This window comes from Paraburkholderia caffeinilytica (genome assembly GCF_051027425.1).
Classification (GTDB): domain Bacteria; phylum Pseudomonadota; class Gammaproteobacteria; order Burkholderiales; family Burkholderiaceae; genus Paraburkholderia; species Paraburkholderia caffeinilytica_A.
The window spans coordinates 3,102,764-3,119,876 of sequence record NZ_CP186553.1 but is presented as its reverse complement, the minus strand read 5'-3'; the positions used below and the strand labels follow the sequence as shown (position 1 = coordinate 3,119,876).

16 protein-coding genes are annotated in these 17,113 nt (G+C 62.6%); 9 read left to right on the top strand and 7 right to left on the bottom strand.

Going from position 1 to position 17,113, the window contains the following annotated elements:
• The first annotated feature begins 99 nt into the window (after positions 1–99).
• The 4 genes from ACOSV0_RS34315 to ACOSV0_RS34300 all read left to right on the top strand — a co-directional run bounded on the left by ACOSV0_RS34315 (position 100) and on the right by ACOSV0_RS34300 (position 4,387).
• The gene (locus tag ACOSV0_RS34315) at positions 100–1,515 is read left to right on the top strand and encodes a sodium:solute symporter family protein (RefSeq protein WP_434112213.1); all 1,416 of its coding nucleotides are present in this window, start codon (positions 100–102) and stop codon (positions 1,513–1,515) included.
• 25 nt (positions 1,516–1,540) lie between these two features.
• Complete coding sequence (locus tag ACOSV0_RS34310) at positions 1,541–2,728, top strand: sialidase family protein (RefSeq protein ID WP_434112212.1); 1,188 nt, start codon at positions 1,541–1,543, stop codon at positions 2,726–2,728.
• Between the two features lie 150 nt (positions 2,729–2,878).
• A complete protein-coding gene (locus ACOSV0_RS34305) occupies positions 2,879–3,646 on the top strand; it encodes a DeoR/GlpR family DNA-binding transcription regulator (RefSeq protein WP_434112210.1) in 768 nt (255 codons plus the stop codon).
• A 45-nt stretch (positions 3,647–3,691) separates the two neighbouring features.
• Positions 3,692–4,387 carry an SDR family NAD(P)-dependent oxidoreductase gene (locus tag ACOSV0_RS34300; RefSeq protein WP_434112208.1) on the top strand — a complete coding sequence of 232 codons (696 nt, stop codon included), beginning with the start codon at positions 3,692–3,694 and terminating at the stop codon, positions 4,385–4,387.
• Between the two features lie 157 nt (positions 4,388–4,544).
• Here ACOSV0_RS34300 and ACOSV0_RS34295 read toward each other — a convergent pair whose 3' ends face one another.
• From ACOSV0_RS34295 to ACOSV0_RS34285, 3 genes are all read right to left on the bottom strand, one after another.
• Complete coding sequence (locus ACOSV0_RS34295) at positions 4,545–5,855, bottom strand: MFS transporter (protein WP_434112205.1); 1,311 nt, start codon at positions 5,853–5,855, stop codon at positions 4,545–4,547.
• A gap of 122 nt (positions 5,856–5,977) precedes the next feature.
• Complete coding sequence (locus ACOSV0_RS34290; RefSeq protein ID WP_434112203.1) at positions 5,978–6,880, bottom strand: HpcH/HpaI aldolase/citrate lyase family protein; 903 nt, start codon at positions 6,878–6,880, stop codon at positions 5,978–5,980.
• On the bottom strand, positions 6,877–8,109 hold the full coding sequence (locus ACOSV0_RS34285) for a Zn-dependent hydrolase (RefSeq protein ID WP_434112201.1): 1,233 nt from the start codon (positions 8,107–8,109) through the stop codon (positions 6,877–6,879). Before ACOSV0_RS34285 ends, ACOSV0_RS34290 begins: the two co-directional genes overlap by 4 nt.
• A 141-nt stretch (positions 8,110–8,250) precedes the next feature.
• Between ACOSV0_RS34285 and ACOSV0_RS34280 the strand changes: the two genes are divergently transcribed.
• Positions 8,251–9,204: a LysR family transcriptional regulator gene (locus tag ACOSV0_RS34280; protein WP_434110116.1), complete on the top strand. Its 954-nt coding sequence runs from the start codon at positions 8,251–8,253 to the stop codon at positions 9,202–9,204.
• Between the two features lie 112 nt (positions 9,205–9,316).
• On the opposite strand, the gene ACOSV0_RS34275 is transcribed toward ACOSV0_RS34280, so the two are convergent.
• The 4 genes from ACOSV0_RS34275 to ACOSV0_RS34260 all read right to left on the bottom strand — a co-directional run bounded on the left by ACOSV0_RS34275 (position 9,317) and on the right by ACOSV0_RS34260 (position 13,201).
• Positions 9,317–10,243, bottom strand: coding sequence for a 2-hydroxyacid dehydrogenase (locus ACOSV0_RS34275; RefSeq protein WP_434112199.1), 927 nt, complete (start codon positions 10,241–10,243; stop codon positions 9,317–9,319).
• Between the two features lie 22 nt (positions 10,244–10,265).
• Positions 10,266–11,042, bottom strand: a complete 777-nt coding sequence (locus ACOSV0_RS34270; RefSeq protein ID WP_434115982.1) for a class II aldolase/adducin family protein — start codon at positions 11,040–11,042, stop codon at positions 10,266–10,268.
• A 137-nt stretch (positions 11,043–11,179) separates the two neighbouring features.
• A complete protein-coding gene (locus ACOSV0_RS34265) occupies positions 11,180–11,833 on the bottom strand; it encodes an RraA family protein (RefSeq protein WP_434112197.1) in 654 nt (217 codons plus the stop codon).
• A gap of 9 nt (positions 11,834–11,842) precedes the next feature.
• On the bottom strand, positions 11,843–13,201 hold the full coding sequence (locus tag ACOSV0_RS34260) for an MFS transporter (protein WP_434112195.1): 1,359 nt from the start codon (positions 13,199–13,201) through the stop codon (positions 11,843–11,845).
• A 298-nt stretch (positions 13,202–13,499) separates the two neighbouring features.
• On the opposite strand from ACOSV0_RS34260, the gene ACOSV0_RS34255 reads away from it, so the two are divergent.
• The 4 genes from ACOSV0_RS34255 (at position 13,500) to ACOSV0_RS34240 (ending at position 16,971) form a co-directional block, all read left to right on the top strand.
• Positions 13,500–13,841, top strand: a complete 342-nt coding sequence (locus tag ACOSV0_RS34255) for a PadR family transcriptional regulator (protein WP_172313504.1) — start codon at positions 13,500–13,502, stop codon at positions 13,839–13,841.
• Complete coding sequence (locus ACOSV0_RS34250; protein ID WP_434112193.1) at positions 13,838–14,998, top strand: DUF1700 domain-containing protein; 1,161 nt, start codon at positions 13,838–13,840, stop codon at positions 14,996–14,998. The genes ACOSV0_RS34255 and ACOSV0_RS34250 overlap by 4 nt, the downstream gene beginning before the upstream one ends.
• A gap of 56 nt (positions 14,999–15,054) precedes the next feature.
• Positions 15,055–15,852, top strand: coding sequence for a BPSS1780 family membrane protein (locus tag ACOSV0_RS34245; protein WP_434112191.1), 798 nt, complete (start codon positions 15,055–15,057; stop codon positions 15,850–15,852).
• 123 nt (positions 15,853–15,975) lie between these two features.
• The gene (locus ACOSV0_RS34240; RefSeq protein WP_434112189.1) at positions 15,976–16,971 is read left to right on the top strand and encodes an ABC transporter substrate-binding protein; all 996 of its coding nucleotides are present in this window, start codon (positions 15,976–15,978) and stop codon (positions 16,969–16,971) included.
• Positions 16,972–17,113 lie beyond the last annotated feature (142 nt).

Below are 17,113 nucleotides of genomic sequence, written 5' to 3'. Positions count from 1 at the left end.
GCGGCGGCAGTAGATTCTCGGCCGCCGAGAGGGTGGGTACACGCCCGGCGGCCGGATTTTTCGATGCGAAGACGTCGTTAAAAAAATATTGGAGACACCATGGCAACGTTTGACTACTGGGACACGGCGATCATCGTCGGGATGGTCGTGATCTACATTCTGCTGACCAGCTGGTTCAGCGTACGGCTGCGCAGCCGCAATTCCGAACAGTTCATGGTGGCGTCGCGCTCAATGCCGGCCGTGGTCGTGGCGGTGTTGCTGATGTCGGAATTCATCGGCGCGAAGTCGACGGTGGGCACCTCGCAAGAGGCGTTCAGTGCGGGTATCGCGGCGTCGTGGTCGGTGATCGCCGCTTCGATCGGCTTTCTGTTTTTCGGCCTGTTCATGGCCAAACGCCTCTACAGCTCCGGTGAATTCACCATCTCCGGCTTCATTGCCATGAAGTACGGCAAGCGTGCGAAGCTCGTCGTCTCGGCGATCATGATCTACGCGCTGTTTCTCGTGAACGTAGGCAATTATGTAAGCGGCGCGGCGGCGATTTCCACCGTGATGCGTATCAATCTGCCCACCGCCGCCGTGATCACGGCAATTGTGAGCACGGCTTACTTCGCGTGGGGTGGCTTGAAGAGCGTTGCGTATCTGACCATCGTGCATAGCGCGGTCAAGCTGATCGGCATCGCCATTCTGGTGTACGTGGCCTGGCAAATGACCGGCGGCATCAAGCCGATGATGGCGCAAATGCCCGAGCACTACTTCACCTGGAACGGTTCGCTCAGCAACGGTACGATCGGCGCGTGGATCATCGGCACGGCGGGCGCGATTTTCTCGACCCAGTTCATCATTCAGGCGATTTCCGCGACCCGTTCACCGGCGGCGGCGCGCAATGCATCATTGCTGGCCGCGGCGTTATGCGTGCCGATCTCGCTCGCGCTCGGCTTTCTCGGCGTGGCGGCCAAGTTTCTGTTTCCCAACATCAAGAGTCTCTATGCGTTGCCGGTGTTTCTGCAGCATATGAATCCGCTGCTGGCCGGTGTGGTGACGACCTCGCTCGTGGCGTCGATTTTCGTCAGCGTGTGCACGGTGGCGCTTGCGATCGCCTCGCTGGTCGTGAAGGATTTCTACGTGCCGCGCTACAACCCGGCGCCGGATGTCGAACTGCGCATGACGCGCTGGATTTCGCTGGTGGTCGGACTCGTGCCGCTCGTGTTCGTGCTGTTCGTGCCGCAGATTCTGGCGCTGTCGTTCTTCACGCGGGCTTTGCGCCTGACGGTGTCCGTGGTGGCCTTGATCGGCATCTATCTGCCTTTCTTCAATAGCAGCCGTGGTGCCATGGCCGCGCTGATCATAGCGACAATCTCGACGACGGTGTGGTATCTGCTCGGCAATCCGTTCGGCATCGACAACATGTATGTGTCGCTCGTGACGCCGGCCGTCGTAATCGTGCTGGAAAAGCTGCTGTTTCCGTCGGGTTCGAAACCCGTCGGCACCAACGGCGAGCGGCTCCAATCACATTGAAGTGACGTAATCAGGAGAACACTGGATGACTTCCATCCTCGCAGAAGCCCCGACCTCGGCAACGTGGGACAGCCACGTGCGTGTTGCGTATGCCGACGCGCAGCGGCGCGATGCCTATTTGCCGTCCCCGTGTGTGCAGAACCATGCGGCGAATCTGCATGTGCTGCCCAACGGCGATCTGTTGTGCGTCTGGTTCGGCGGCACGCAGGAAGGGATTCCCGACGTGTCGGTCTACATGTCGCGCTTGCGTGCGGGCACCGACGTCTGGTCCGAGCCCGAGAAGCTGTCGAACGACCCGACGCGCTCCGAGCAGAACCCCGTGCTGTTCACCGCGCCCGATGGCCGTTTGTGGCTGACTTACACCGCGCAGTTGTCCGGGCATCAGAACACCGCGATCGTGCGGCGGCGTATCTCTGCCGATGGCGGCGTGACCTGGGGGCCGATCGAGACGCTGTTCGATCGTGCGGGCACTTTCGTGCGCCAGCCGATCGTTGTGCTGCCGGACGGTGCATGGTTGTGCCCGGTGTTTATGTGCCGTACCGAACCTGGCGAGCGCTGGGTCGGCAACAACGATATCAGCGCCGTGCTGATCTCCGAGGACGAAGGACGCTCGTGGCGCGAGCATGAAGTACCCGATAGCGTGGGTTGCGTGCATATGAACGTGCAGGTGCTCGCCGACGGCTCGCTGCTCGCGCTGTTTCGCAGCCGGTGGGCGGACTTTGTCTATGCGAGCCACTCGAAAGATGGCCGCACGTGGAGCGCGCCGCAAGCCACCACGCTGCCGAACAACAACTCGTCGATCCAGTTCGTTGCGCTGAAGAACGGTCATCTCGCGCTGGTATTCAACGAGAGCGACGCGTCGCACAGCACCGGGCGGCGCGCCTCGCTATACGACGATATCGAAGATTCCGAAGACAGCGGCGAGTTGCGCGACCAGAGCGCATCGGCGCGCGGCAGCGCATTCTGGGGTGCGCCGCGCAGCCCGATGTCGCTGGCTATTTCCGAAGACGGCGGTCGCACATGGACGCGCCGGCGCAATCTGGAAATCGGCGACGGCTACTGCCTGACGAACAACTCGGCCGAGCAGCGTAACCGCGAGTATTCGTATCCGTCTATCGTGCAATCGGCCGACGGCGCATTGCATATTGCTTTCACGTACTTCCGCCAGCGAATCAAATACGTGAGCGTCGACGAGTCATGGGTGCGTGGTTGAAGCGATAGGTGACGCGGCAGGGATGGAAGAGCCGGTTTTGAGCGGACCGGAAAGGGACACGGCGTACGAATGGAAATTCGCTACACTAGGCACACTTTTTCGCGCGCCGATGGCGCGCTGTCGCTTAACCGGTTCCTCCGATCCAAAACCATGAAAGTTGCGAAACGCCGCGAGGCGATGCTTCACGCTGTGCTGGGCGGGATGACAGATGTCGGGACGCTGTGCGAGCACTTCGGCATGTCCGAAGCGACCGTGCGGCGCGATTTGCGGGCGCTTGCCGAAGGCCGGCAGATCCTGCGCACCTATGGCGGGGCGGCGGCGGTTGGCGCTCACGAACCCGAAGCGTCGCTCGACGAGCGCAGCGAGAGCTTTCGCGAGCAGAAGGATGCGATTGCGCGCGCGGCGCTCGCGCATGTCCAGGAGGACGACACGCTGTTTCTCGACGGCGGCACGACCACGGCGGCGCTTGCGCGGCAATTGGCCGGGCATCGTTCGATTCATGTCGTGACGAATAACCTGCTGGTGGTCGGTGCGCTTGCTTCGAGCAAGGTGCGGGTGACGCTGATCGGTGGCGATATCCGCTCGTCGAGCATGAGCACGCTTGGGCCGCTGGCGCAGCTCGCGCTAAGCCGCCTGAGTTTCGACAAGGCATTTCTCGGCGCCGACGGCGTGACGGCCACGCGCGGTCTGTGTGAGGCGACCGCCGAGCAGGCGTATCTGAAGGAATGCGTGATCCGCCAGGCGGCGAGCGTGTTCGTGCTGGTCACCGCCGACAAACTCGGCCGCGCGAGCCAGCAACACTGGACACCGCTCGAGCGCGACTGGACGTTGATTACCGATAACGCGGCAGAGCCGCAGGAACTGGCCTTGTTCGACGAACGAGGCGAGGTGACGGTGGAAACCGCGGCGGTTCGATAAACATCCGCGACGTTTCTCCGCGACCGATTTTCGAGGGGACACGGAGTGACAGCGGAATCTGTTGTGCAAAAGCATGCGGTGGTGACGGGGGCGTCGTCTGGAATCGGCGAGGCGATCGTTCAGCGTCTGCTCGCAGAGGGATGGCGCGTGACGGGCCTGTGCCGGACACCGGCAACGCAAACGGTCGAACGTTTAAGTATCGTGCCCGTCGACGTGACGGACTTCACCGCGCTCAAACCGGTTCTGGATGCAATCGGCGCTTGCGACGCGTTCGTGCATGCGGCCGGATTCATGCGTACCGCGCCGCTCGGCGAACTGGCCGCGGACGATGGTGCGGCGATGTGGCGGATTCACGTCGACGCGGCTGCTTTTCTCGCCAATGCGTTGCTGCCGAAGATGTCCGCGGGCGGCCGCATCGTGCTGATCGGCAGCCGCACTGCAAACGGTGCGGCGACCCGCAGTCAATACGCCGCGACCAAAGCGGCGCTGGTCGGCATGGCCCGGTCCTGGGCCGCCGAACTTGCGCCGCGTGGCATCACGGTCAATGTGGTGGCGCCGGGCGCCACCGATACGCCGCTACTCAACCATCCCGCGCGTGCCGGAACACCGCCTAAATTGCCGCCGATCGGCCGCTTCGTCAAACCGTCGGAGGTGGCGGGGCTCACCGCCTTCCTGCTCGGCGCCGATGCGGGTGCGATTACCGGGCAGCAGATCGTGATGTGCGGGGGCGCGTCGCTTTAGCCGCCTGACGTCGATCAGCGGCTCATCTCTCTGGTCTCCTGACCTCGGTTCGCCGCTCGTCGCGCTAGTGCCGCGACTTCGATTTGCGGCGCTGTGCTGGTTCGGTTCGCGATCCATGCCGAAATCGGACTGGCTCATGAGCCCACTTCGGCCACCCTCAGTTAGCCAGCACCGCAGCAGATCCCTCCGAACGTATCCCTTTTCGATAACGCCCAAGCCCCACGATTCCCATCAACGACACAGCCGAAAGCACGCTGAAGAAAATCGCCAGCGGCAACCACTCGCCTTTGTAGTTCTGCGCGAGCATCGTACCGATCAATGGCGTCGTCCCGCCGGCGATCGTCGCGCACAGTTGATAGGCGATTGAAATGCCGGAGTACCGGACCTGCGTGGGAAATGCCGGCGTCATGAAACCGGCGATGACCGCATAGACAGCTGACAGCACCACCACCGCGAGCGAGATGCCCGCCACGATCGCGACAGGATTCTGCGTCTTGACGAGCAGGAACATCGGGTAGGGCGTGAGCATGGACAGCACCGCGGCGCAGGTCAGAAAGCGGGTTTCGCCAACACGTTGAGCCAGCAGCGCCGAAATCGGCTGGGACGCCAACTGGATGATGGTCACGACAAACAGGCAATCGAGAATGAACGACTTCGACATGCCGAGGTAACCGGTGACATACGAAATCATGAACGTGTTGGTGAAGAAGAACCCGGCCGAGCCGATCGTCGTCGCCATCGCCGCCATGACGATCGGATACCACGCGGTGCTCAGCACTTCCTTGACGGGCGACTTCAGCACCTCGCGATTCTTGCGAAGCTGCTCGAACTCGGGCGACTCTTTCACGCCGAGACGGATCGCCATGCCGATCACGAGCAACACGAAGCTGGCGAGAAACGGCAGGCGCCAGCCCCAGGCAACGAAGCTTGCGTGATCGAGTGAAGTGACGAGCCGGAACGACACGAGCGAAAGAATCAGGCCGGCCGGGCTGCCCATCTGCGGGAACGATGCGAAGAACGTTTTGCGGCCGGTTGGCGCATGCTCGCTTGCCATCAATACTGCGCCGCCCCATTCGCCGCCTACGGCAATGCCCTGGAGAATTCGCAGCAGCACGAGCGAGATCGGTGCCCAGATGCCGATGCTGGCGTAGCCGGGCAGCAGGCCGATGCCGGTCGTGGCGATCCCCATCAGAAACATGGTCAGCAGCAGCATCTTCTTGCGGCCCAATTTGTCGCCGAGATGCCCGAACACCGCGCCGCTCAATGGGCGCGCAATAAAGCCCACAAAGAACGTGCCGAACGACGCCATCGTGCTGAGAAAGTGATTGCTGCTCGGGAAGAACACCTCGCCGAGAACGAGCGCGGCGGCGGTCGCATAGGTGTAGTAGTCGTAAAACTCGACGGCCGTGCCGATAAAAGCCGCGGTGGCGGCGCGCACCGGCTGATGAGTCTGTTCAGAATGGGACATGGGGAATCCTGTTGATGGACGAACAGCGTTGGCTTGACTGCCGTCTTTATCGGTCGCCGAAATACGCCCGCAAAATTCGCATTTTTAATCTTCACTATCAAGGCGGCTAATGCTCGCCCCGCTTATGCGTTGCCGCTTTCGTCAAAGGCGTGGAGGCGTGCGGCACGTGCGATCAGGCGTTGCGCGTTATTGCGCTCCGGGTAGTCGATCCATGTCGAACCGGCAGAGGGGGAATTCGCCTGCTGCGCGGCATGCGCGTCGATGAGCGCACGCGCGGCCTGCACGTCTTCCGCGGAAGGTGTCAGCGCGCGGTGAATCGCGGGCACGTGTTCGGGAAACACGACGCTTTTCGACGTGAATCCGAGTTGCGTGGAGATGTCCAGATCCTGTCCAAGCACCTGCGCCGACCGGTACGTACAAGGGAGATCGATCGGCACGCAGCCGGCGGCAACGCACTCGATCAGAAAGCGGCTGCGTGCGTAAAGCAGTTCGTGACCGCCCGGCGTACGGCGGGCGCCGAGATTCGCCGCCAGGTCTTCCACCGCCAGCATGCAGCACTTTATCCGTGCACCCACCTGAAGTAGCGCTCCCAGATTGACCAGACCCTGCGCGGATTCGATAACTGGAACCACCTCCGTCGAGCCCTCCGGAATGCCCAGCTTGCGCTCGATGACGGCCAGCGCATCGTCGAGCGCGGCCAGTTGCGCCGCGCTTTCCGCGTGCGGCAGAAAAATCGCCCGTGGGGTGCCGGGCATGATGCCTTCGAGATCGGCATGGCCGTCGTGCTCCAGTTTGTTGATCCGCACCGAACCGAACGTGCCGGCGCGAGCCGCCTCGCGCAATAGCGTGACAATGCGTTCGCGTGCCTGCGGCCGGTCTTGCGGCGAAGTCATCTCTTCGAGGTCGGCGACGATGGCATCCGCACCGCTTTGCAGCGCGACTGCGTGAGCCCCGGACTGATTGCCGGGTACGAAGAGCCATGTGCGCCGGATGCCTGGCGGGCGCGGCGTTGGATGAGCGTTCATGCGGCCTTTCCCGCGCGTGCCAGCATCGCGTGAAGCAGCACGTCCGTGCCACGCGTGACGTCCGCCGGCAACGCGTCTTCGGCTTCGTTATGGCTCAGGCCGTCGACACAGGGGATGAAAATCATCGCAGTCGGACAATGCTTCGCGAGATGAATTGCGTCGTGGCCGGCCCCGCTGACGATGCGTTGATGCGGATAGTCCAGCGTCTCCACCGCGTTGCTGACGGCAGCAATGCAGTGCGGGTCGAACGGCGTAGCCGGACTGACCCAATGCTGCTCCACCTCGACGGTGAGGCGGCGGCGCTTTGCAATGACTTCGAAGCGCTCGCGCAGCGCGGCTTCCATTTTTTCGATCATTGCGTCGTCGGGGTGGCGCAGATCCACCGTGAACGACAGATCCGCCGCGATCGTATTGCGCGATGCATTGCGTATGTGCAACTCGCCGATGGTGGCGAGACCTTGAGGAAAGAACTCCGCCGCGATGCTCTCCAGTTCCGCGGCCATTTCCGCGCTCGCGAATAGCGCATCGCGGCGGTACTGCATCGGCGTCGTGCCTGCGTGCGCAGCCTGCCCACGCACGCGCACATCGAGCCAGCGAATCGCCTGGCCGCCCGTGACGACGCCGATCGGCACGCCACTTTCCTCGAGCACCGGACCCTGTTCGATATGCGCCTCGAAATAGGCGTCGAAGACGATGCCGGGCACGGCGCGCGCACCGGCATAGCCTGTTGCTTGCAATGCCTGCTCGACGGATGTGCCTGCCGCATCGCGCGTGTTCAATGCCTGGGCCAGCGGCATGACGCCCGTGAAGGCCGCCGAACCGAGCATGGCCGGCGTGAAGCGCGCGCCTTCCTCGTTGGTCCACACGACGATTTCGATGGGCTTGTCGGTTTGAATGTCCGCATCGTTCAGCGTGCGGACCACTTCGAGTGCGGCCAGTACGCCATAGACGCCGTCGAAGCGGCCGCCCTCGGGCTGCGTGTCGAGGTGGCTTCCGCTTGCTACGGGCGCAGCGTCGTTTCGTTTGCCGGCGCGCCTTGCGAAGAGATTGCCGACCTGGTCGACCGACAATGTAAGCCCGGCGTCGACGCACCATTGCGAGAAAAGCGCCCGGCCTGCCGCATCCTGTTCGGTCAATGCGAGACGCCGCACGCCGCCGCCTGCCGTGGCGCCGACCGCAGCCATGTTCATCAGGCTCGTCCAGAGCCGCTCACCATTGATCTTTAGCATCACACACTCCTGAAGCCGCGGCGAGAGGGCCGCGTCGGGTTGGTCGTGATGCCTTTATCCGCAATCAAAAATGATAAGTCTAATTTCTAATTCTAATCCTAAGTATAATTTTGGCGGATGATGAAAACAGTGAGCCTCATCGTGAGCAAAGACCGCCCGGACACCTATCTGAACGACCGCCTCGACTGGAACCTGCTGCGGACTTTTCTCGCCATTGCGAAAGAGGGCAGCGTGAGTCGCGCGGCGACGAAGCTGCATCTGACGCAGCCGGCCGTGAGCCAGGCGTTGCGCCGGCTGGAGGAACAGTTGGGACTGCGCCTCGTGGATCGCCACGGTCCGCGCATCGAGGTCACGCAGGCCGGCATCGAAGTGAAGCAGATTGCTGAAGACGTCTATGGCACGATTTCGCGACTCTCGCTTGCCGAGGTGGATCGCGATCACGATATCTCCGGCATGGTGCGCGTGAGTACCGTCAGCGGCATCGATTTTCCGGCCTACGACACGTTTCTCGCGGAGTTCCATCGCACGTATCCGCGCATTGAACTCGAAAGCCAGGAAATGCGCAGCGCCGATGTGGTGAACAGTCTCCAGCAAAAATCCGCCACGCTCGGACTGACGCCGCGGCGCGCGTTGCCTAAACGGGTTGATAGCCGCGTGTTTCTGCGGCAACGGTATGCGCTTTTCTGCGGACGTCATCATCCGCTCTTTGGGCGCGAGGATCTTCGGGTCGCCGATCTTGCCGGCGAGAAGTTCGTCTCCTTCACCGGCGACAAAGTGGGCGACCACCTGTCGCCGCTCACATTCTTTCGTGACGAGATGGGCTTCACCGGGCGCGTGGTCGGTTCATCGTCGAGCATGACCGAGGTGAGGCGTTTTATCTTCGCGGGCTTCGGCATTGGCTGCCTGCCGGAACACGTCGTACGCGACGACATCGCTCAAGGCCGCCTTCAGCGGCTGCCGCCGGATGAAGGCGTGGCTGACCTCGATATCTACATGCTGTGGTCACAGGACCGTAAGTTGAGCGCCGCTGAAGCCGCGTTTATCGATGCTTTGAATGTGTTTATCGACGGTCAGGCGGAAGGTGCTGGCGGCTAACGCAACGCTCTACAGCCGCGCGTCATGTCGGCCACGTTCTGCAGCGGTTCACCGCGGATCGGCCTGCGCGCGTTCTGCGCCACTTCTCTCACGCTGCGCTCCACAACCTCGCTCAATAGCCGCGCGTAACGTCGACCACGTTCTGCAGCGGTTCGCCGCGGATCAGCCTGCGCGCGTTGTGCGCCACTTGTGTGCCGATCGTCTCCGAGCTGGCCACCGACGCCATATGCGGCGTCACGATCAGATTGGGCGCGCGCCATAAATGATCTTCGGGTGGTAGCGGTTCGGTCGGAAACACGTCGACGATCGCGCCGCCGATGTGCCCGTTCGTCAGCGCCGCGATCAGATCCGCGGGCACCAGATGTTCGCCTCGGCCGACGTGGATCAGTTTCGCGCCTGGCCGTAAGTGTTCGAACGTGTTCGCGTTGAGAATCCAGCGGGTTTCGTGCGTGAGCGGCAGGAGACACACGAGGATGTCCGTCCCCCGAAGGAATGACTTGAATTCCTGCGGACCGGCGAAGGTCGTCACGCCCGGCAGTTCACGGGGCTTGCGCGCCCAGCCGCGCACCGCGAAGCCGAAGCGCTGCAAATCCGTGGCGACGCGACTGCCGATTTCTCCCAGTCCCATGATGCCGACTGAGCATTCGGACGCATCGCGCTGATCGTGGCGGAACCAGCGATCGAGGCGCTGATTGGCGAGCACGCGGTCGAGTTGACGATGAAAGTGCAGTACCCCCCATGTGACGAACTCGCTCATTCCGCGTGCGTGTTGCGGATCGACGACCCGGCACAGCGGCACGGCGGGCAGGGCAGGATCGGACAGAATGTTGTCGACGCCCGCGGCGATGCTATGCACGAGCCGCAGTTTCGGCAGCGCCGCCAATGCACCGGCCGGCGGGTTCCAGCACACGGCGATTTCAGCGTCGGCGGCGGCGTGCTCGCCGTGCATCACGACATCGAATTCAGGGGCGGCGCGCAGAATCGGCTGTGCCAGGTGTGACATGTTGTAGTCACGGCTCATCAGAACGAGTTTGGTCATTGCATCGAATCGGAAAACGGGCTTAGCTGCGGTAGTCGGATTGCGGGTCGTCGATCAACCGTAACGCCGCGCGCCACGCCAACTCCGAAATTCCCGCGGAGTCGTCGCGAGCGAACTGGCTCGCGGTCAACTCGCACACTTCCCGCGGCGGGATGCGCAGCGCGCTGCCGCCGGCCAGCGCCTGGATTTGCGCCTGACAGGCCCGCTCGAGGAAATAGATCTCGTGGAACGCTTCGGCTGCCGTGGCGCCTGCCGCGAGCAAGCCATGGTTGCGCAGGATCATCGCCTTGCAGGAACCGAGGTCGCGCACCAGACGCTCGCGCTCGCCGAGTTCGAGCGCGATACCCTCGTAATCGTGATAGGCGAGCTTGCCGTAGAACTTCAACGCATGCTGACTGATCGGCAGCAACCCCTGCTCCTGGGCCGATACGGCTGTTCCGGCGGCCGTGTGCGTATGAATCACGAAATGCAGATCGTCGCGTGCAGCGTGGATGGCCGAATGAATCGTGAACCCCGCGGCGTTCACGCGAAACAACGCCGGGTCGCTGTGCGCCCGCTCGTCGATGACGTTGCCGAGATGATCGATCTTCACGAGGTCCGACGCACGCATTTCGTGAAACAGCACGCCATAGCGATTGATCAGAAATGCCGGCGGCTCACCCGGCGAGCTGGGCAGGCGCGCCGTGATGTGCGTGTCGATCATGTCGGTCATGCGGAAGTGAGCGGCCAGCCGGTAGAGCGCCGCCAGTTCTTCCCGTACCTGCTGTTCGGCGCCGATCGGCGCCGGCTTGTCGCTCATGCGATCGGATGTGGGTGTGGATTGCATTTCAGAAGACTCCCAGGTTCTCACTTGCTGTCGTGCACGTAGTGTTCGTTAGCGCGTCAGTGTCCGTCAACTTGATTGTTCTAATGCTGATCATTAGCGGCGTGAATACTTTACGACGTGAAGCATTGCAGGACTTCGTGGAGCGGCGCCTTGGCGTTAAGCCGAGCCAGTAAGGCGGGCTCCGCGTGGTCCGAGGCCAGTGCCGGATCGATCACGGCGGCGAGGGCCGACGCTTCGGCGAACAGCACGCCGTTGTCGTCCGCCAGCACGATGTCGCCCGGGCGCACCACGACCCCGCCACACACCACGGGCTCGTTAAACAGGCTCGACATCGTGTCGCGCTTTTTGGTCGTCAGCAATGACGTTCCGCGCGCGAATACCGGTAACCCCGTGCTGCGTAGTTCGAGGAGATCGGTTACCACGCCGTCCACGATGACGCCTCTTGCGCCGGCGTTGAGCGCGGCGCATGCCGTGACCGCACCGACCGGCGCATGCGAGTGGTTACCGCTCATGTCGATCACCAGCACGTCGCCGGGTTTGAGCTGCGACAGGGCGCGGTTCACGGGAATGGCGTCGGGCGACAGCAGCTTGAGCGTCACCGCGCGCCCGATCACCTTCACGTTGGGGACCATCGCACGAAGGCGATGGTCCGCGAAGCCGTTTTCCATGAAGTGCCCGAGTGTCGGGAAGCTGACGGATTCGAGGCTGCGCAGTAAGGATGAGTCTGGCGTGGCTTGCATCAGAGCGGCATTTTCCGTTTTCATATCAGGTCTTCACGAAAGGCTCGCGGTGGCGGCATTGGCGCGCGCCGCGGATGAGATATCGCGGCGCAGTGTCTCCGCGAGCAGCACGAGCGCGAGTACCGAAACAGCCGCCGAGCCCATCATGTACCACGCCACCGACGAACCGCGGCCGGTAGCCGACAACAGCGCGGTGGTGACAATCGGCGTGGCCGCACTGCCGAGCAGCCCGGACAGCATATAGCTTACCGACAGGCCGGAGTAGCGAACCTCGGTGCCGAACAGCTCCGCGAGGAAGGTGGCGATGGGGCCATAGTTCGCGGCGAAGGCGGTCATCATCAGCAGATAGCCGAGCAGCGCAAACGGAAACTCGCGCGTATCCAGCAGCCAGAAAAGCGGAAAAGCGAGCAGGGCCTCGGCAACGATGCCGCCGATGATCACCGGCTTGCGGCCCACGATATCGGATAGCTTGCCGAAGGCCGGCAACAACACGATGCAGAGCGCGCAGGCAATCAGTGCAATGGAGAGCATCGCGCCGCGTGAGAAGCCCAGCGTCTGTGTCCCATAGGTGAGTCCGAAAGCGACGATCAGATTGAACGAGGTGCCCGTCGACATCGTTGCGATGCCGCCCAGCAGAACCTGCTTCCAGTATCGGGTGAGGACCTCGGCGATCGGCAGTTTGACCTGCGCGTCGGCCTCCTTGATCTTGCGGAACGACGGCGTTTCCGATGTGTTCAGACGGATATAAAGCCCGACCCCCACGAGCAATGCGCTTGCCAGGAACGGAATGCGCCAGCCCCAGGAGAGCAGGGCGTCGTTTGATAACGTGGCATTGCAGACCAGAAACGCGAGATTGGCGATCAGGGTGCCGGCAGGCACGCCGATCTGCACCCACGAGCCATACAGTCCGCGCTTGCCGGCAGGGGCGTGTTCCACCGCCATCAGCACGGCGCCGCCCCATTCGCCGCCGAGCGCGAGTCCCTGAATGACGCGCAAGGTGAGCAGCAGAATGGGCGCCCAGATGCCGATGGATGCGTAATTCGGCAGTAGCCCGATCGAGAACGTCGCGATGCCCATGATGATGAGCGAGACCAGCAGCATCGCCTTGCGTCCGAGGCGGTCGCCGAAATGGCCGAACAGGGCGGCCCCGACAATGCGCGCGAGATAGGCGGAGGCGAACGTGCCGAACGCCAGCAAGGTGCCCACCAACGGGACGAAGCCGGGAAAGAACACCTTGTTGAAGACGAGTGCCGAGGCGGTGGCGAACACGAACAGGTCATACCATTCGACGGTCGTGCCGATCACACTCGCCACCGCGATCTTTTTCATGTTGGCCGGGGTGCCATCTCCTGGCAGTGGCGGTGGCGTGTCCGCGAGACGAGAGGACGTCATGAGTTTCTCCTTGGTGCATGGCGGTTTCAGTGGATGAACGCAGCCATTGCGCGCATGGCCTGGTGCCTTTATCGGAAGCCAAAAACAATAAGTAAAAGTCTGATTTCTAATCCTTTGTATTAACGCGGCGAATGATCGGACGGCCTGCCCGGTGAGTTGGCGTGTCCTGTGCATAAAACAGTACCTTGCATTAAACAATACTGAATGCTAGAGTTCGTTCGTCACCAAGCGGATCGGTGCGCTCCGCACCAGTGCATAGCAAGGTACCGTGCCATGCACGCTAATGTAATGGAATTGAATGAAAACGCAGCTCAAGAAGGGAACCCTCGACATGTGCGTGCTGGCTGTCCTCGCCGGCGGCGACAGCTACGCGTACGAGCTCGTCTCGACGCTTTCCGAAACCATGGAAATCAGCGAGGGCACGATTTACCCATTGATGCGCCGGCTGCAGGCCGAGGCATGGGTGTCGACCTATTTCGTCGAATCCAGCTCGGGGCCGCCGCGCAAGTACTACTCGCTGACGGCGGCAGGCCGCAGCAGCCTGGCGGAAATGCAAAGCGAATGGCGCAGTTTTGTCGATGAAGTCAACGGTGTGCTGGCCTTGTCCGGCACGCCCTCAGGAACAGGGGAAAAGCAATGACGCAGGACGCATTCATCCAGCAATTGCGCCAGGAGCTGCGGAGTTTGCCGAAGCAGGTGGTCGACGAAATCGTCGCCGACTATCGCGAGTACTTTGGCGACGCGCTTGCAGCGGGCCGCAGTGAGGCCGAGGTGGTCGCCGCGCTCGGCGACCCGGTCAAGCTCGCACGTGAGCTGAAGGCGCAGGCGACATTTCGCCAGTGGGAAACGCGGCGCTCGTTCGGCAATCTGATGCGGGTGGTCGCATCGATCGCGGGGCTCGGTTTGTTGCAATTGTTCCTGCTGATTCCGTTCATGGTCTATCTGCTGATGCTGACGATCGGCTACGTGGTTTCCGGCGCGCTGACCGTTGCCGGGCTCGTGACGGTGATCGCGCTCGGCAGTCATCATCTGTTCGGGTGGCCGTCGTTCCATTCGGTGCCGTTCACCTTCGAGAACAGTGACTGGATATCGGATCAGCACGCGAGTGGCAAAGGCAACGACAGCGCCGCGAAAGACGACGCGGATGACACCTCCGTACAAGGCGACCCGCGCCTCGCAACCGCGAATATGAAGGTATTCCGGGTGGTCGGCGACCGCTTCCTGCTGCGGCCGGATGCAGCCAGACGGATTTCGGTCGTGACGCGTGCCGGTCCGATCGACGTGAAGAACGACAACGGCAAGCTCAAGATCAATTCCGTCGGCGGCGCGCGCGATCTGTTCACAGTCGACCCGGACGGCACATGGTCTATCGCATCCGCCGACATCATCGCGCTCGATCTTAAGGATGGCGAAGGGGACAAGATCTCGGTCGCGCGCATCGGAACCGGCGCGAAGTCGATGGCGTGGGACATCAGGAATCACGGCGACCATGTGTCCTTCGTGCAGGGCGCGGATGGCGGCGGCAAGAGTCTGGCGATCCGCAGCGGGTCGGATTCGGTCGTGTTCGATCGTGACCACATTTCGATCAAGGACGGTTCAGACGGCCTCGTGATCGTCGGGTCGCACGGCTCGGGCATCGGCGCGATGATTTACGGATTCGCGATGCTGGTTGCCGGCATCGTCGGCTTATGGCTGTGTTTGTGGCTAACGCGCATCACGTGGCGCGCGTTGGTTCGCTACGTTCAGCGGCAACTCGCTCTCATTACTGCTCGACTCGACGAAGGGCAATCCGCCTGAAGCACGGCGCAGGTTGGCAGACGTCGCTCTCCTCATTCGATGAAAAGGAAACGGTCATGAATATGCATTATTCAGGCGGTACGGCAGTTCCGGCACGTCCGCAACCTGCGTCCTGGCTGCGCTATCCGGATAGTCGTGTGGTCGGCGTGCAAAGCGTTGGAGGCTGGCTCGCGGAAGGGATGCGTATCGCTCGTGCGAATCCTGTGCTGTGGTTCGTGGCGATTCTCGGTTGCGCCGATCTGGTGACGCTGTTCGAACTGGCGCCGCCGTTGCGCGTGCTGGCGGTGCTCGTCGGGCCGGTCCTCGCTGCCGGCCTGGTGCTGATGCAGGAACGTGCGAGCAACGCGCGCCCGTGGTCGATCCGCGAGACGATCGAAGCCGTCAACGTGCATCGCAATGCGTTGATCACGATCGGGCAGTGCGGCGCTGCCGTTGCCTATGCGGGTCACCTGATCGCGTTTGTGGCGTTTCATGTGTCGATGAGGACATCGGTTGCATCGAACGGCGTGCATGATCTGACGATCGTCTACGGCGCGCATAACGGCACGGGCAATGCGCTCGAACCGGTGCTCAATCTGCTGGCCTATGCGGTCGCGGCTTCGCTGGTATGGTTCGCGCCGGCGCTGGTTGTGCTGAACAACGTTTCGCCTCTGAACGCGATGGCGGCGAGTCTGCGTGCCGTGGCGCGTAACTGGCGCGTCGCGTCGGTGTTCGGCATTGCCATCGCGGTCGATGTGTGGCTTGCCACTTTCGCGCCGCTTTTATTGCGCGGATTGCTGGTGACGCCGCTGGTCAGCGCGCTGATCGTTCTGTCGATGTACGGCGGCTATCGCGGCATATTCACGAAGTCGTAGGCGACAGGTTCGTGCGTGGGTGAAAAAGATAGCTGCCCGGTCGAGATAACGATATCGGAATTGAATCATTCTCACGGAGCGTCCTGATCGCTACGCTTGCAGACATATTGCAAGCGAGGACATATGGCCGTATCTGTTTCCACGTCTCTTTCCGCGCGGCGGCGTACGCTGAAACTGCTCAGTGCGGTTCCGGCGCTCGCCGCAACCGGCGCGCTTCATTCACGCAGTGTGCAGGCCGCCGATCTGGCGTCGACCACGATCGTGCTCGGCGACCAGGCCGGTGGCACACGGGCGCTCGCCGAAGCGGCGAAGGTACTCGACGGCACGCCCTACGCATTTCGCTGGGCCAACTTCCAGGGCGCGGCGCCGCTCTTCGAGGCGCAACGTGCAGGCGCGGTCGATCTTGCTCCAGCGGGCGACCTGCCTGTGCTTGCGGCGGCTGTCGGCGATCCAACTTTGAAGATCGTCGCGACGCGAGTGGGTTCGGGCGCGCAACTCGGCATTCTGGTGCCACGCGATTCGCCGATTCGCACGGTGGCGGATCTGAAGGGGCGCACTGTGTTCGTGTCGTCGGCGCGCGGCAGCATTTCGCAATTCCAGTTGTATGGTGCGCTCGCTGAAGCCGGACTCTCGAAGGACGATGTCCAGGTCCGTTTCATTCTGCCCGTCGATGCATTTGCCGCGTTCGCCTCCGGCTCGATCGACGTATGGGCGACGTTCGATCCGTACTACGGCATCGCTGTCCAGCGCGGCGCGCGCATTTTGCGTGATGGGTCGGGCATCAATAGTGGCCTCGGTTTCATCACTGCATCGGGTGCCGCGCTTGCGGACGCGCGCAAACGCGCGGCCATGGCGGACGTTCTGCTCCGGTTTCAACGCGCGGGTGATTGGGCGCTTGCGAACCCCGATGCCTACGCGCAGGTTTACTCGGCATTGACGCGCTCGCCGCTCGAAGCCGCCAGGCAGATCACGCAGCGCGCGTCGTTGAAACAGCACTTCGTGACCGAGGCGGATATCGCCGCGCTTCAGAAAGTCGCCGATAGCGCGAACCGCGACGCTATTCTGCCGCGCCGCATCGACGTTCGCGCGATCTCCGAGACGCACATCGCGAAGGGTTGAGGGGAAGGGTGGGGGTGTGCCTCGCGCCTCACGGCGCGCGCTGCTCGGCGCCTGCCGAAGCCGCAGCGCGTTTGCCGGCGCCTTCTGCGCCGGCAACCACTCCCACCACAGCGCCCCCTTCCACCACAGCAACCCCTCTCAC

Bases quoted from the DNA above. Each gene is read 5' to 3' on its own strand.
- ACOSV0_RS34315 (WP_434112213.1), top strand. From the start codon at position 100: ATGGCAACGTTTGACTACTGGGACACGGCGATCATCGTCGGGATGGTC.
- ACOSV0_RS34310 (WP_434112212.1), top strand. From the start codon at position 1,541: ATGACTTCCATCCTCGCAGAAGCCCCGACCTCGGCAACGTGGGACAGC.
- ACOSV0_RS34305 (WP_434112210.1), top strand. From the start codon at position 2,879: ATGAAAGTTGCGAAACGCCGCGAGGCGATGCTTCACGCTGTGCTGGGC.
- ACOSV0_RS34295 (WP_434112205.1), bottom strand. From the start codon at position 5,855: ATGTCCCATTCTGAACAGACTCATCAGCCGGTGCGCGCCGCCACCGCG.
- ACOSV0_RS34290 (WP_434112203.1), bottom strand. From the start codon at position 6,880: ATGAACGCTCATCCAACGCCGCGCCCGCCAGGCATCCGGCGCACATGG.
- ACOSV0_RS34285 (WP_434112201.1), bottom strand. From the start codon at position 8,109: ATGCTAAAGATCAATGGTGAGCGGCTCTGGACGAGCCTGATGAACATG.
- ACOSV0_RS34275 (WP_434112199.1), bottom strand. From the start codon at position 10,243: ATGACCAAACTCGTTCTGATGAGCCGTGACTACAACATGTCACACCTG.
- ACOSV0_RS34270 (WP_434115982.1), bottom strand. From the start codon at position 11,042: ATGAGCGACAAGCCGGCGCCGATCGGCGCCGAACAGCAGGTACGGGAA.
- ACOSV0_RS34265 (WP_434112197.1), bottom strand. From the start codon at position 11,833: ATGAAAACGGAAAATGCCGCTCTGATGCAAGCCACGCCAGACTCATCC.
- ACOSV0_RS34260 (WP_434112195.1), bottom strand. From the start codon at position 13,201: ATGACGTCCTCTCGTCTCGCGGACACGCCACCGCCACTGCCAGGAGAT.
- ACOSV0_RS34255 (WP_172313504.1), top strand. From the start codon at position 13,500: ATGAAAACGCAGCTCAAGAAGGGAACCCTCGACATGTGCGTGCTGGCT.
- ACOSV0_RS34250 (WP_434112193.1), top strand. From the start codon at position 13,838: ATGACGCAGGACGCATTCATCCAGCAATTGCGCCAGGAGCTGCGGAGT.
- ACOSV0_RS34245 (WP_434112191.1), top strand. From the start codon at position 15,055: ATGAATATGCATTATTCAGGCGGTACGGCAGTTCCGGCACGTCCGCAA.
- ACOSV0_RS34240 (WP_434112189.1), top strand. From the start codon at position 15,976: ATGGCCGTATCTGTTTCCACGTCTCTTTCCGCGCGGCGGCGTACGCTG.